This is a genomic window from Hydrogenophaga sp. (assembly GCF_030158645.1).
Lineage (GTDB): Bacteria > Pseudomonadota > Gammaproteobacteria > Burkholderiales > Burkholderiaceae_C > Hydrogenophaga.
The window spans coordinates 21,257-35,742 of record NZ_JAOASO010000048.1; the positions used below are offsets into that span (position 1 = coordinate 21,257).

General features: G+C 66.9%; 11 protein-coding genes. 2 read left to right on the forward strand and 9 right to left on the reverse strand.

The window, feature by feature from the left end; all coding sequences use genetic code 11:
- Window positions 1-53: 53 nt before the first annotated feature.
- From Q1W68_RS05510 to Q1W68_RS05545, 8 genes are all read right to left on the reverse strand, one after another.
- Window positions 54-1,160 carry a BMP family ABC transporter substrate-binding protein gene (locus Q1W68_RS05510; RefSeq protein WP_300715796.1) on the reverse strand — a complete coding sequence of 369 codons (1,107 nt, stop codon included), beginning with the start codon at window positions 1,158-1,160 and terminating at the stop codon, window positions 54-56.
- Between the two features lie 72 nt (window positions 1,161-1,232).
- Entirely contained in the window at window positions 1,233-2,243 is a 1,011-nt protein-coding gene (locus Q1W68_RS05515; protein ID WP_300715797.1) for an adenosine deaminase, read from the reverse strand.
- A gap of 10 nt (window positions 2,244-2,253) precedes the next feature.
- Window positions 2,254-3,267, reverse strand: coding sequence for an aromatic ring-hydroxylating dioxygenase subunit alpha (locus Q1W68_RS05520; RefSeq protein WP_300715799.1), 1,014 nt, complete (start codon window positions 3,265-3,267; stop codon window positions 2,254-2,256).
- 67 nt (window positions 3,268-3,334) lie between these two features.
- Entirely contained in the window at window positions 3,335-4,480 is a 1,146-nt protein-coding gene (locus Q1W68_RS05525) for a BMP family ABC transporter substrate-binding protein (protein WP_300715801.1), read from the reverse strand.
- A 113-nt stretch (window positions 4,481-4,593) separates the two neighbouring features.
- The gene (locus Q1W68_RS05530; RefSeq protein ID WP_300649131.1) at window positions 4,594-5,514 is read right to left on the reverse strand and encodes an ABC transporter permease; all 921 of its coding nucleotides are present in this window, start codon (window positions 5,512-5,514) and stop codon (window positions 4,594-4,596) included.
- Between the two features lie 3 nt (window positions 5,515-5,517).
- Window positions 5,518-6,573: an ABC transporter permease gene (locus Q1W68_RS05535; RefSeq protein ID WP_300715803.1), complete on the reverse strand. Its 1,056-nt coding sequence runs from the start codon at window positions 6,571-6,573 to the stop codon at window positions 5,518-5,520.
- A complete protein-coding gene (locus tag Q1W68_RS05540) occupies window positions 6,560-8,098 on the reverse strand; it encodes an ABC transporter ATP-binding protein (RefSeq protein WP_300715804.1) in 1,539 nt (512 codons plus the stop codon). The genes Q1W68_RS05535 and Q1W68_RS05540 overlap by 14 nt, the downstream gene beginning before the upstream one ends.
- On the reverse strand, window positions 8,095-9,075 hold the full coding sequence (locus Q1W68_RS05545; protein ID WP_300715806.1) for a LysR family transcriptional regulator: 981 nt from the start codon (window positions 9,073-9,075) through the stop codon (window positions 8,095-8,097). Before Q1W68_RS05545 ends, Q1W68_RS05540 begins: the two co-directional genes overlap by 4 nt.
- A 94-nt stretch (window positions 9,076-9,169) precedes the next feature.
- Here Q1W68_RS05545 and xdhA point away from each other — a divergent pair, with 94 nt between their 5' ends.
- Both xdhA and xdhB read left to right on the forward strand, forming a co-directional pair.
- Complete coding sequence (xdhA, locus tag Q1W68_RS05550) at window positions 9,170-10,663, forward strand: xanthine dehydrogenase small subunit (RefSeq protein ID WP_300649139.1); 1,494 nt, start codon at window positions 9,170-9,172, stop codon at window positions 10,661-10,663.
- A complete protein-coding gene (gene xdhB, locus Q1W68_RS05555; protein WP_300715807.1) occupies window positions 10,660-12,969 on the forward strand; it encodes a xanthine dehydrogenase molybdopterin binding subunit in 2,310 nt (769 codons plus the stop codon). Before xdhA ends, xdhB begins: the two co-directional genes overlap by 4 nt.
- 82 nt (window positions 12,970-13,051) lie before the next feature.
- Here xdhB and Q1W68_RS05560 read toward each other — a convergent pair whose 3' ends face one another.
- Window positions 13,052-14,377, reverse strand: coding sequence for a hypothetical protein (locus Q1W68_RS05560; RefSeq protein ID WP_300715808.1), 1,326 nt, complete (start codon window positions 14,375-14,377; stop codon window positions 13,052-13,054).
- Between the last annotated feature and the right edge of the window lie 109 nt (window positions 14,378-14,486).

A 14,486-nucleotide genomic window follows, 5' to 3' on the forward strand; every position in this document is an offset into this window, starting at 1 on the left:
GCGGGAGCTTACTGGCGTGGGCCGGGTTCGACATACCGAAAGCGACATGGCGCCTATCGGTCGATCCTGGCCAGCACGCCCTCGGCCAGCCACTTCATGCCCAGGATCTCGGCGTCGCTGAGCGACTTGCCGGCGGCGATCGCGGTGTTGCCTTCGTTGTCGCGCACACCGGCTGCACTGGCAAACACCTGCAGGCGGCCCGCGGCCATGTCGGCCTGGCGCGCCAGCACCTCGTCGCGCACGGCGGCCGGCACCTTGGGGCCGAAGCCGTCAACGCGGACCATGCCCTCCTTCACGCCGCCCCACACGCTGCCGCTGGCCCATGTGCCGTCCAGCACGGCCTGCACGCGGCGCGTGTAGTAGTCGCCCCAGAGGTGGGTCACGGCGAGAATTTGCGCGTCGGGTGCGAACTGGCGCATGTCGGAGTGGTAGGCCACAGCGAGCTTGCCGCGCTCCTGCGCGGCGGTCATCACCGCGGTGGAGCCGGTGTGAAACGCCAGCACCTCGGCGCCCTGGTTCATGAGCGACATGGCCGCGTCGCGCTCGCGCGGCGGGTTGAACCACTCACCCAGAAACACCACACGCACGGTGGCCTTGGGGTTGACCGAACGCATGCCCAGCGTGAAGGCGTTGATGCCCTGGATCACCTCGGGAATGGGAAAGCCCGCCACGTAGCCCGCCTGGGTGGCCAGGCGCCCGGCAGCCACACCGGCGAGGTAGCGGCCTTCGTAGTAGCGCGCATTCGCAGTGGCCACGTTGGGCGCGGTTTTGTAGCCGGTGATGGACTCGAACTTCACCTCGGGGAACTCGCGCGCCACTTTCAGCGTGGGTTCCATGTAGCCAAAGCTGGGCGTGAAGATGACGCGGTGGCCCTGTTGCGCCAGATCGCGGATCACGCGCTCGGCGTCCGCCCCTTCGGCCACGTTCTCCACAAAGCTGGTCTGCACGCGGTTGCCCAGCGCGGCCTGCACCGCCAGGCGCCCCTGCTCGTGCTGGCGCACCCATCCTGCTGGGGTGAGCGGCGCGACATAGACGAACGCCGCCTTCAGCGGCGCGTTCGCCGGGGCCTGAACCGGGGTCTGGGCGTGGAGTGAAAAGGGAATGGAAAAACTGGCGACCGCCAGTGCGCGGGCGCACCGGGCCACGAGGTTTTTGTACATGGTGGTCCTCTACATGGCTTCCGTGAATGAAAAAGCGAGCCGGGGAAGCACCGGGCTCGCTGGGGTGCAATTTTAGGCGATGGCGCTGTCCAGCAAGGTCATCAGCTCCGCGCGCCGCGCATCGCTCACAAAACTGGCTTCAAAGCTGTTGCGCGCCAGCGTGATCACGTCCTCGCGCGACAAACCAAGTGCCTGCACCGTCTGCACGAAGTTGGTGTTCATGTAGCCGCCGAAGTAGGCCGGGTCGTCGCTGTTGACTGTGGCGCACAGGCCGGCGTCGAGCAGGCGTTTCATCGGGTGGTCGCGCAGGTCGTTCACCACGCACAGCTTGAGGTTGGAGAGTGGGCACACGGTGAGCGGGATGCGGCGGCGCGCCAGCTCGGCCACCAGCGCCGGGTCTTCGAGCGAGCGCACGCCGTGGTCGATGCGCTCGGTCTTCAGGTCGTTCAGCGCTTCCCAGATGTAGGCGGGCGGCCCCTCTTCGCCCGCGTGCGCCACGATGCGCAGGCCGAGCTCGCGGCAGCGTGCGAACACGCGGGAGAACTTGCTCGGCGGGTGGCCGACCTCGCTCGAATCCAGGCCCACACCGATGAAATGCGCCCGGAAGGGCAAGGCCGCTTCCAGCGTGGCCAACGCGTCTTCTTCGCTCAGGTGGCGCAGGAAACACAGGATGAGTTCGGCGCTGATGCCCAGCTCGGCCTGCGCACGCTTGCACGCGCTCGCCAGACCCTGAATCACCGTGGCCATGGGCACGCCCCGCGCGGTGTGGGTCTGCGGGTCAAAGAACAACTCGGCGTGCACCACGTTGTCGGCCTTGGCGTGCAGGAAGTAAGCCCAGGCCATGTCGTGGAAGTCGGCCTCCTGCAGCAGCACGCTGGCGCCCGCGTAGTAAATGTCCAGAAAACTTTGCAGGTTGGTGAAGGCGTAGGCCTCGCGCAGCGCCTCCACACTCGCGTACGGCAGGCTCAGGCCGTTGCGCTGCGCGAGTGCAAAGATCAGCTCGGGCTCGAGCGAGCCTTCGATGTGGATGTGCAGTTCGGCCTTGGGGATGGCGGCGGCGAGTTCGGCGGCGGTCAGGGTCATGTCGGGTCTTTCAGCTGGTGCCCAGGACAATGCCCAGGCGCTTGAGGTAACGGCGGTAGGCGCTGGACACCCGGTCGGCCGGTCCGTGCACTTCGGTGACAGGTGCCGTGCGGCCGATGGGCAACGTGCGGGGTGTCTGCGATTCCACCACGGGGCGGTCTTGTGCAAAAACCGCGTCCTGGAAGTCGACCAGTTCCTGGTCGGTCGAGTCGTCGCCCTGGGTGACCATCACGAACCACGCCGTGCAGGCCGTGTCGCCGTCGGGGCGGATGAAGAGCCCAATGGCGTTGCTCACCGGGTCACCTTCGCTGGCGTCCTTGCGCAGGACGGCAGCGAACGGGTGCGGCACGTCGTAGCGGTAGTGGATCCAGGCGCCCCCGTCGGCGCCCGCGTAGGCGCGGGGCTGCCAGGCGCGGGCATCGCGCACGGCCAGACCATGAGCGCCCTCCTCCACCTGCCCGGTGTCCACCTGCGCGCGGCTGCGTTCGCCCAACCAGCCTTCGTGCACGAAGCCGAAGTGACTGAGGTCGAGGAAGTTTTCCACCAGGCGCGGCGCGCTGGTGTTGAGTTCATAAGGACCGCAGACGACGCGTCGCCACGCTGCATCTTCCGCAACCGCGAAGGCAGGCATGTCATCGAGCACGCCGAGCGGGGTTTGCGGCGCCTGCAGCCGCACCCACACCAGCCCGTGACGTTCACGCGCCTCGAACACGGTGGCCACATGGCCGGCGGGCGGCATGAAGTCGGGCGCGGCGGGGATGTGCAGACACTGGCCGGAATGACCGAACTGCCAGCCGTGGTAAGGGCACTCCAGCCTCGCACCGTGCAAGCCGATCAACACCCGGCCCAGCGAGAGCTGCGCGCCGCGGTGCGGGCACTGGTCGTCCCAGGCGTGCACCCGGTCACCGTCGTGGCCCGTTTCTCGCCAGAGCACCAGCGACTGCCCGAGCAGCCCGCAGGCCACAGGCGCTTCGCGCACCTGGTGCGAGGCGATCACGGGATGCCAGAGTTGCTGTTCGATCATCGAGACCTCATTCCAACAGGAAAGCCGCCCGAAGGCGGCTTTCCTTGTCAAACAACGCGGCGCTGACTCAGTTCGGCACCTTGCCTTCGACGCCCTTGACGTAGAACTTCACGCCACCGAGGAACTTGTCGTCGGCGACCACGTCCTTGGCCAGCACTTCCTTGCCGTCCTGACCCAGGATCGGGCCTTTCCAGATGGAGAAGCTGCCGTCCTTCAAGCCAGCGCGGATGGTGTCCACCTTGGCTTTGGTCTCAGCAGGCACGTCTTCGGCCACCGACACCATGTCGATCGCGCCTTCCTTCACACCCCACCACACGCCGCCGGTGGACCAGGTGCCTTCCAGCGCGTCCTTGGTGGCCTTGATGTAGTACGGCGCCCAGTTGATGATGGCCGAACCGAGGTGGGCCTTGGGGCCGTAGGCGGTCATGTCGGAGTCCCAGCCGAAGGCGCGCTTGCCCAGCTTCTCGGCGGTCTGCAGCACGGCCGACGAGTCGGTGTTCTGGAACAGCACGTCGGCACCGCCGTTGATCAGCGAGGTCGCGGCTTCGGTCTCTTTCGGTGGATCGAACCAGCCGTTGACCCAGACCACGCTGGTGGTGACCTTGGGGTTCACCGACTGCGCGCCCATGGTGAAGCTGTTGATGTTGCGGATCACCTCCGGGATTGGGATCGACGCCACCACACCGAGCTTGTTGCTCTTGGTCATGCTGCCCGCGATCACGCCGGCCATGTACGCGCCTTCGTAGGTGCGGCTGTCGTAGGTGCGCATGTTCTCGGCGGTCTTGTAGCCGGTGGCGTGCTCGAACTTCACGTCCTTGAAGTCGGGCGCGACCTTGAGCATGGGCTCCATGTAGCCGAAGGTGGTGCCGAAGATCAGCTTGTTGCCCTGGCCGGCCAGATCGCGGATCACGCGCTCGGCGTCAGCGCTCTCGGGCACGTTTTCCACGAAGCTGGTCACGATCTTGTCGCCGAACTCGGCTTCCAGTGCCTTGCGGCCGTTGTCGTGCGCAAAGGTCCAGCCACCGTCGCCCACCGGGCCCACATAGGCGAACGCGATCTTCAGCGGCTCTGGCTTGGGCGCTTCGACCACGGCAGGTGCAGGCGCCGCTGCAGGCGCAGCCTCTTCTTTTTTGCCGCAGCCGACCAGCACGGCGCTGGTCAGCGCGGTCAGCGCCGCGACCTTCATCAAGGAACGTTTGCTCAAGTCTGTCATGGGTGAACCTCAGGGTTGAGAGGGTTGATGGAACGGAAAGGAAGACAAGGGGGTGAGCTTCACCCCGCAGGGTATTGGCACCGGCAGATTTTTCAAGAAATCGTCGTCCGAAATTATGCGCCCGGATAAAAAGGTTTCCCGATGGAAGTGGGCATGTTGATGCGGATCCAGGTCGGGTTCCGCGAGATCAGCACCAGCACGACGATGGTGGCCAGGTACGGCATCATCGTCAGGAACTGGCTGGGCACGTTGACCCCGATGCCCTGCAGGTGGAACTGCAACATGGTCACGCCGCCGAACAGATAAGCACCCAGCAAGACCCGCGCCGGCCGCCAGGTGGCGAAGGTGGTCAGCGCCAGCGCAATCCAGCCCTTGCCGGCGATCATGCCCTCCACCCACAGCGGCGTGTACACGGTGGACACGTAGGCGCCGGCCAGGCCGCACAGCGCGCCACCGGCCATCACCGCCATCAGGCGGATGCGGCGCACCGGGTAGCCCAGCGCGTGGGCCGACTCCGGGCTCTCGCCCACGCTGCGCAGCACCAGGCCCGAGCGGGTGCGGTACAGAAACCAGATGAGGCCGAACACCAGCGCCACGCAGGCGTAGACCATGGGGTGGTGGCGAAACAGCGCCGAGCCCAGCAGCGGGATGTCGGACAGGTACGGAATGGCGAACTGGCTTTGCTCGGGCAGTTTTTCCTGCACATAACGCGAGCCGGCAAAAGCCGAGAAGCCGCCGCCAAACAGGCTGAGCGCGAGGCCCGTGGCGTACTGGTTGGTGTTGAGCCAGATCACCAGGCCACCGAAGATGGCAGCGAGCAAGGCACCGGCGGCCATGCCGGCGGCAAAGCCCAGCGCCGTGCTGCCGGTGTGCACCACCGTAGCAAAGCCGGCCAGCGCGGCGCACAGCATCATGCCCTCGGCACCCAGGTTGACAATGCCGGCTTTCTCGTTGATGAGCAGGCCCAGCGATGCAATGGCCAGCACGGTGCCCGCGTTGAGCGAGGCGGCGAAGAGCAGTGCGATGGATTCCATGGCCTATTTTTTCCAAACCAAGCGATAAGCGATGAGCGTGTCACAGGCCAGCAGCGCGAACAACAACAGGCCCTGAAACACCCCCGTGATCGATTTCGGCAGCCCCATGCGCGACTGCGCCAGCTCACCGCCGATGTAGAACATGCTCATGAGGATGGCCGAGAACACGATGCCCACCGGGTGCAGCCGCCCCACGAAGGCCACGATGATGGCCGCGAAGCCGTAGCCCGCCGGCACATAGGGCGTGAGCTGGCCGATGGGCCCGGCCACCTCCAGCCCACCGGCCAGCCCGGCCGCGCCGCCCGAGACCAGCAAGGCCGTCCACAGCGCCCGGCGCGAGGAGAAGCCCGCATAACGCGCCGCCGCAGGCGCGAGGCCAGCCACCAACTGCGCATAGCCCGCGTAGGTGCGAAACAGAAACACCCACACGGCCGCCACGCCGGCGAACGCCAGCAGCAGGCCGATGTTCACGCGCGAGCCGTCCATGAGCCTGGGAATCTGCGTCACGGCTTCAAAGGTTTTGGTCTGCGGAAAGTTGTAGCCCTGCGGGTCTTTCCACGGCCCGTAGACCAGGAAGTTGAGCACCTGAATGGCCACGTAGACCAGCATCAGGCTCACCAGAATCTCGTTGGCGTTGAATCGGTCTCGCAGCAGCGCCACGATGCCGGCCCACACCATGCCACCCACCACCCCAGCCGCCAGCACGGCCGGCACGATCCATGGCCCGGTGGTCTTGTCGGCCGTCAGCGCCACACCCGCCGCGAAGATGGCGCCCAGGATGTACTGGCCCTCCGCGCCGATGTTCCACACGTTGGAGCGGAAACACACCGCCAGCCCGAGCGCGATGATCAACAGCGGTGTGGCCTTGACCATCAACTCCGAGAGCGCGTAGGTGCTCTTGATCGGCTCCCAGAAAAACACCTGCAGGCCGCGCACCGGGTCTTTGCCCAGCACGGCAAACAAGATCACACCGATGACCACCGTGATCGCGAGCGCCAGCAGCGGCGACGCGTAGCCCCAGCCCCTGGACGGCTGCGGGCGGACTTCAAGCCGCAGCATGGGCGGACTCCTTCTTGTTGTTGTGCTGGTCGTCCCACAGGCCCGACATCCATTCGCCAATGCGCTCGATGGTCGCGTCCTTGCGGTCCAGGCTCGGCGAGAGCCGCCCTTTGGCGATCACGTGCAGGCGGTCGCTGATCTCGAAGAGTTCGTCGAGCTCTTCGCTCACCACCAGCACCGCGCAACCCGCGTCGCGCAGCGCGAGGATCTCACCACGGATCTGCGCCGCCGCACCCACGTCCACCCCCCAGGTGGGCTGGCTCACGATGAGCAGTTTCGGCTTGGCCTCGATCTCGCGGCCCACGATGAACTTCTGCAAATTGCCGCCCGACAGCGACTTGGCCGCCGCGTCCGGCCCGTTGGCCTTCACGTTGTAGCGCGCGATCACCTCGGCCGCCTGCTTCTGCAGGGCGCCCACCTTGATCCAGCCGCCCGCGCCCAGCGCATCGGCGCGCGAGAGCAGCAGGTTGTGCGCCAGCGAGAGCGTGGGCACGGCACCGCGGCCCAGGCGTTCTTCGGGCACGAAGTGCAGGCCCAGCGCGCGGCGCCTGCCCGGGCTCAGGCGCGACACATCGTGGCGTCCCATGCGGATGCTGCCCGCCGGCGCGCGGGTGTCTTCGCCCGACAGGGAATACAACAGCTCGCTCTGCCCGTTGCCCGACACCCCCGCGATGCCCACCACCTCACCGGCACGCACGGTGAGCGCGACGTCGGCCAGGTGGGTGCCGAACGGGTCGTCGCTGGCCAGCGTGAGGCCACTCACGTGCAGCACCGCTTCGCCGGCGTGCAGCTCGCGCACATCGAGCGCCGGTGGCTCGGCACCGATCATCAGGCGCGACAGCGATGCGTTGCTCTCCTGGCGCGGGTCGCACACGCCTGTGACCTGGCCGCCACGCAAGACCGTGCAGGCATCGCACAGCTCGCGGATCTCGTGCAGCTTGTGGCTGATGTAGAGGATGCTGCAGCCCTGCGAGGCCAGCAACCGCAGCACCACAAAGAGCTTTTCCACCGCCTGCGGCGTGAGCACCGAGGTGGGTTCGTCCAGGATGAGCAACTGCGGGCGGGTGAGCAGCGCGCGGATGATCTCCACCCGTTGCATCTCGCCCACGCTGAGCGTGTGCACCGGGCGCGAGGGGTCGATGTCCAGCCCATATTCGGTGGCCTTGGCGGTGATGCTCGCGCTCACCTCGGGCAGCGTCAGGCTTTTGTCCAGACCCAGCCACACGTTTTCGGCCACGGTGAGCGTGTCGAACAGGCTGAAGTGCTGAAACACCATGCTGATGCCCAGCGCGCGCGCCTCTTGCGGGTTGCGGATGTGCACCGTCTGGCCGTTGAAGCTCACCGTGCCTTCGTCGGGTTTCACCGAGCCGTAGATGATCTTCATCAGCGTGGACTTGCCAGCGCCGTTTTCGCCCAGCACCGCGTGCACCGAACCGGGCAACACGGTGAGCGAAATGCCGCTGTTGGCCACCACGCCGGGGTAGCGCTTGGTGATGCCACTGAGCTGGAGTCGGGTGGTGGTCATGCGGTTGTGTCTTGAGAAGGGTTGCCACTGGCAACGGGGTCGGGCTCCAGGCGGCGCAGGGAAGCGGCCACGCCCTTGATCTGTTCGCGCAGCCAGCGCCCGGCGGTGGACGCGTGGGTGCGCTCGTGCCAGAGCTGGTAATACATCATGCGGGGAAAGGGCACCGGGCACGGCAACACCTGCACCGGCAGCGTGCCCACGAAGCGCTCGCAGTATTGCCGCCCGGTGGTGAGCACCAGCAGACTGCCCGCCACCATGGCGGGGATCAGCCCGAAATGCGGGCAGCGCGCCGTGATGTTGCGCACCATGCCCAGCGTGGCCAGGTGGTCGTCGATGAAGCCGCGTGCGCCGGGGTGGGTCGGGGTGGGCGCAATGTGCTCGGCGCTCAGCCAGGCTTCCACATCCCAGCCGCGGCGCGCGGCCGGGTGCTGGGTGGACACCAGGCACACCACCTCGTCGCCAAACAGGCGGCCCAGGTGCAGATCGTCCGGCGGCTGTGACCAGTTGCCGATGACCACGTCCACCGTGCCCTGGGCGAGGTGGTTGCGGTAGTCGGCGTCGCGCGAGAGCGGATGGATCTCGATCGGGCAATGCGGCGCGGCGCTTTTCAGCTGCGACACCAGCTGCGGCAGAAAAAAAGGGTCGAGGTAGTCGCTGGCGGCCAGGCTGAAGGTGTGGTGAGCGGTGGCCGGGTCGAAACTGCGCGCGTCAGAAAACAACACCTCGGCGCTGCGCAGGATGTCGGCCGCCGGCTCGATCATGCGCAAGCCGGCCACGGTGGGCACCATGCCCGAGCCGGAGCGCACCAACAAGGGGTCTCCAGCCAGCTCGCGCAGGCGTTTGAGCGCCGCGCTCACCGCCGGCTGGTACATGCCCATGCGCAGCGCCGCGCGCGAAACGCTGCGCTCCGTGAGCACTGTGTGCAGCACGCGGATCAGGTGCAGGTCTATCTTGTCGAACATCGACACGTATTTCATACCCGGCTCAGTGTCGGTGGGATGGGGGTTTCGGCATTTTCGGCATACGGGCGAGCATATGTTGTGCCATGAGGCCCGGCGTATGCTGGCGCGCATGACCCCCCCGATTTCACCCCAAACCCTGACCTTCTGGCGCCGCGGCCAGGCCGTGGCACTGGACAACGTGCCCCCCGATCGCACCCTGCTGGAGGTGCTGCGCGAAGACCTGGCCTGCACCGGCACCAAGGAAGGCTGTGGCGAAGGCGATTGCGGCGCCTGCACCGTGGTGCTGGGGGAAGCGGTGGCTGGGCAGTTGCAATACAAGGCCGTCAACAGCTGCATCCGGCTGGCGCATTCGGTGCAGGGCATGGCGGTGTGGACGGTGGAAGACCTGGCCTCGGCCAGTGGCGAACTGCATCCTGCGCAGGAAGCCATGGTGCAGTGCCATGGCAGCCAGTGCGGGTTCTGCACACCGGGCTTCGTCATGAGCCTGTTCGGCATGTACCAGAACAGTGGAGGAAAACCCGTCGACCGCGCCCAGGCCGCCGCCGACCTCTCGGGGAACCTGTGCCGCTGCACCGGCTACCGGCCCATCTTCGACGCGGCGCAGCAGATGGGCCGCCTGCCCCTGCCCGCCGGCTGTGGCGTGAACGAACCGGTGGTGGTGGCCGCGCTGGAGGCTTTGGGCGAGCGCCCCGCTCCCCCGGCCGACGGCGCCTACATGCGCCCCACCACCCTGGCCCACCTGCTGCAGGCGCGCAGCGCGCACCCGCAAGCCCAGGTGGTGGCCGGTTGCACCGACGTGGGCCTGTGGGTCACCAAGCAACACAAGCGCTTCGCCCAGGTGCTCGACGTGACCGCCACCGAGGAACTGCGCCGCGTGGAAACCTACCCGCACCACATCGCCATCGGCGCGGCGGTTTCGCTGCACCAGGCCTACGCCGCCCTGGTGAGCGAGCGCCCGCCACTCCAACCCTTCGCCCAACGCTTCGCCGGCCTGCCGGTGCGCAACTCGGGCACCCTGGGCGGCAATGTGGCCAACGGCTCACCCATCGGTGACAGCATGCCACTGCTGATGGCGCTGGGCGCCAGCGTGGTGCTGATGCGCTGGGATGCGAAGCGCAACGCCGTGGCCCACCGCGAACTGCGGCTGGAAGACCTGTACACGGGCTACCGCACCAACGTGATGAAGCCGGACGAGCTGCTGTGCTGGATCAAGGTGCCGCGGCCGGTGGACAACGAATTCCTGCGCGTCTACAAGATCAGCAAACGCTTCGACGACGACATCTCCGCCGTGTGCCTGGCCATCCACATGACGCTGGTCGACGGCCAGGTGGGCACCATCGCCATCGGCGCCGGCGGCGTGGCCGCCACGCCGGTGCGCGCTCGCCAGACCGAAGCCGCCCTGCTCGGCCAGGCCTGGAACGCCGACACCGTGATGGCCGCCGTGGCCACGCTGCGCGCCGAGTTCCAGCCCATCAGCGACATGCGCGCCAGCGCCGCCTACCGCCAGACCGTGCTGGGCAACCTGCTGCAACGCTTCTGGCTGGAAAGCCAGGGCCTGCAGGCAATCAACCTTGAGTCGGTGTCGGTGGAGGCCCTGGCATGAACGCGCCCGACACCCTCACCGCCCTGACCACCGCCAGCCCACGCGCCGCCGGCGTCTCGCGCCACCACGAAAGCGCGCGCGCCCAAGTGGCCGGCGGCGCCACCTACATCGACGACATCCCCGAGGTGCGCGGCACGCTGCACGCCGCGCCCATCTGCTCGCCCGTGGCCCACGGCCGCCTGCGCGGCATCGACGCCAGTGCGGCGCTGGCCCTGCCCGGCGTGCGCGGCATCGTGGATGCGCGCGACATCCCGGGCGACCCGGTGCTCGCCGCCTTCAGTCACGACGAACCCGTGTTCGCCAACGACCTCGTGCAGTTCACCGGCCAGGTGGTGGCCCTGCTGCTGGCCGACGACACCATGACCGCGCGCCGCGCCGCGCGCCTGGTGAAGCTCCACATCGAGCCCCTGCCCGCCGTGATCAGCGTGCACGAAGCCCACGCGCTGGAAAGCTATGTGTTGCCGCCGGTGCATGTGAAACGCGGCGATGCAGCCGCTGCCCTGAAGCGCGCGCCGCAGGTGCTGGAGGGCACTTTTGAAGTGGGTGGCCAGGAGCACTTTTACCTGGAAGGCCAGATCGCCTACGTGCTGCCGCTGGAGCAGAACCAGTGGTGGATCCACACCAGCACGCAGCACCCCGGCGAGGTGCAGCATTGGGTGTCGCATGCGCTGGGCATTGCCAACCACGCGGTCACCGTGGAATGCCGGCGCATGGGCGGCGGCTTCGGCGGCAAGGAAACGCAGGCCGGCCACCTGGCCGTGTGGGCCGCCATCGCCGCGAACAAACTGCAACGCCCGGTGAAGCTGCGGCTGGACCGCGACGACGACTTCATGATCACCGGCAAGCGCCACCCCTTCGCCTACCACTACCGCGCCGGGTTCGATGCCAGCGGCCTGCTCTGCGGGCTGGAACTGGAGATGCTGGCCAATTGCGGCTTTTCAGCCGACCTCTCCGGCCCCGTGGCCGACCGCGCCATCTTCCACGCCGACAACGCCTACTTTCTGGAAGACGTGTCGATTGCGAGCTACCGCTGCAAGACCAACACCCAGAGCCACACCGCGTTTCGCGGCTTCGGCGGCCCGCAAGGCGTGATCGTGATCGAACGCATCCTGAGCGACATCGCGCGCCAGCTCGGGCTGGACCCTTTGGATGTGCGGCTGCGCAACCTCTACGGCATTGAGACGCGCAACGTCACCCACTACCAGATGAAAGTGGAGGACAACATCCTTGAACCGCTCATGACCACGCTGGCCACCACCAGCCGCTACCGCGAGCGCCGCGAACAGATCAGCGCCTGGAACGCCAGAAGCCCGGTCATCAAAAAAGGCATTGCACTCACGCCGGTGAAGTTCGGCATCAGCTTCACCGCCACGCTGTTCAACCAGGCCGGCGCGCTGGTGCACGTGTACACCGACGGCAGCGTGCAGGTGAACCACGGCGGCACCGAGATGGGCCAGGGCCTCAACACCAAGGTGGCCGCCATCGTGGCCGACGAGCTGGGCGTGCCGTTCGAGCAGGTCATGTCCACCGCGGCCGACACCAGCAAGGTGCCCAACGCCAGCGCCACCGCCGCCAGCGCCGGCACCGACCTCAACGGCCGCGCGGCCCAGTTTGCCGCGCGCCACGTGCGCGACAACCTCGCCGCCTTTGTGGCCGGGCTCGACGGCTGCGGCGCCGGTGCCGTGAGGTTTGAAGCCGGCCAGGTGATCACGCCCAAGACCACGCGCACGTTCAACGACGTGGTGCACGCCGCCTACGCCAACCGCATCCAGCTCTGGAGCGACGGTTTCTACCGCACGCCCAAGATCCACTACGACAAGACCACCATGCAGGGCCGACCGTTCTATTACTTCGCGTACGGCGCCGCGGTGACCGAAGTCGCCATCGACACCCTGACGGGTGAGAGCCGCGTGCTCAAGGTCGACATCCTTCACGACGTGGGCCGCAGCATCAACCCCGCCATCGACATCGGGCAAATTGAAGGCGGCTTCGTGCAAGGCATGGGCTGGGTGACGACGGAGCAACTGGTGTGGAACGACAAGGGCACCCTGCAGACCCACGCCCCCAGCACCTACAAGATCCCCGCCACCGGCGACATTCCCGAACACTTCCAGGTGGACCTCTGGCCCGAGCCCAACCGGGAAGACAACGTGCATGGCAGCAAAGCCGTGGGCGAACCTCCGTTCATGCTGGCGATCAGCGTGTTTGAAGCGCTGCGCGATGCGGTGGCGCAGGCGGGCGGGCAGCCGCAGGGGATGCACGCGCCGGGGACGGCGGAAGAGGTGTTGAAGGCCGTGCAGCGATAAGAGGTGGGCAGCGACCGCCGTCGGCAGCGCTCCCACGGCCAAGGCGCGTTGCAACGCAACGCGCCAGCCCGCTGGGCGAGGATCACTTCACGTCGATGTCGATGAAGACCTCGGTGTCGGACACCCGGGTGCCGTTGGAAACGGTTTTCATGAAGGTGTTGTTGACCGGGTTCCCGACGCCGAACGATGAGGTCGGATCCAGCTTGAAGGTCACGCGGTATTTGCCGGCGATGGAGCCCGAGGTCGCCGGATCCCAGACAAAGCCGTAGGTGAAGTTGCCGGACACCGGGATTTCACCGGAGAGCTTGTTGAGGCCGTCGGGGAATGCCGGATCAAACAAGGCCTGATTCACCACCAGAGGCCCGGTGGGCAGACCGCCCGCGTCCAGCTTCTGAAGCGTCAGACGGGCGTTGGTCGCGAAGACAAAGGCGGTGGTGGCGGTGGTGGCCACCCCCGTGGTCCCCTGCAACTCGTTCGTTCCCGATCCCGACAACAGCAACATCGGGTAGACCGTCATGGGGGTGGCGGTCACGTCCTTGCTCAGCACCATTTCGATCCGGATCTTGGCAGACGAACTGAGGCTGGCGCTGGACAGGTTGTCGCCCCAGTTGGCGTTCACTTCCTGGTCCACTCCATTGGCTTTGGCCCACTCGCCTTGCCAGGTGTTGATCGACTTTTGTTCGTAATACAGCGGGTTGATCTTGGACACCTGGGGCAAGTAAGGCAGCGTGGTCTGGGGGACCGTGAGAGCCTGCATGGCGGTCACTTCGGTGGCCAGCGGGCGCAGCCCCGTGTTGTGGTCGATGGCGGTCAAGTCGCTGATGGTCCAGCTCTTGGCGGGATCCAGGGCCAGGTTCGTGATGCCGATGTCGTCAGCAAAGACCAGCGCCGCTGAAAAGTTGTTGCCGTAGGTGGCGGGCACCGGTGGCCCCGTCACCGAGTCGCTGGCCACGGCAGATGGCGTCTCGCCGCCCGCGTTCTTGGCGGTGACCACGTAGTAGTACGTGGCGTTGGCCCCTGGCAAACCGATGTCGGTGTGGCTGTAAGGCGTGGTCTGGGCCGCGACCGCAGGGATCGACGCGACCAGATTGGCCGGGGCAACCAACGCGGTCGCGTTGGTGGTCGCGGTGGTGCTGCGGTAAATCTCGAAACTGTCCGGCAGGCCGGTGCTCGCCGAGACCGCTGGCGGCGACCACACCAGGGTGGCCACGTTCTCGCCCCCGGTCACCGTCAAGCCGGTGGGCGCGCCGGGCGCGGCAACCGTCACCGGCGGCGGTGGTGCCGTCGCGTCGGATGAACCGCCACCACAGCCGGAGAGTGAGAAGGCCGCAACGGATGCCAGGGCAAGCGCGGCAACACCGTTCAAGAACCGGTGCCAGCGAGAAGGGTCTGTCTGGAACGTTTTCATGGTGAATCTCCTTGGTTAAAACACAACGGGATATCGGGGCCGGGAACGCCCGGCCAGTGGTGGCCCCGGGTCTTGGCAACGGCCACTGAAACGGCTTGAAGCCTGTTCG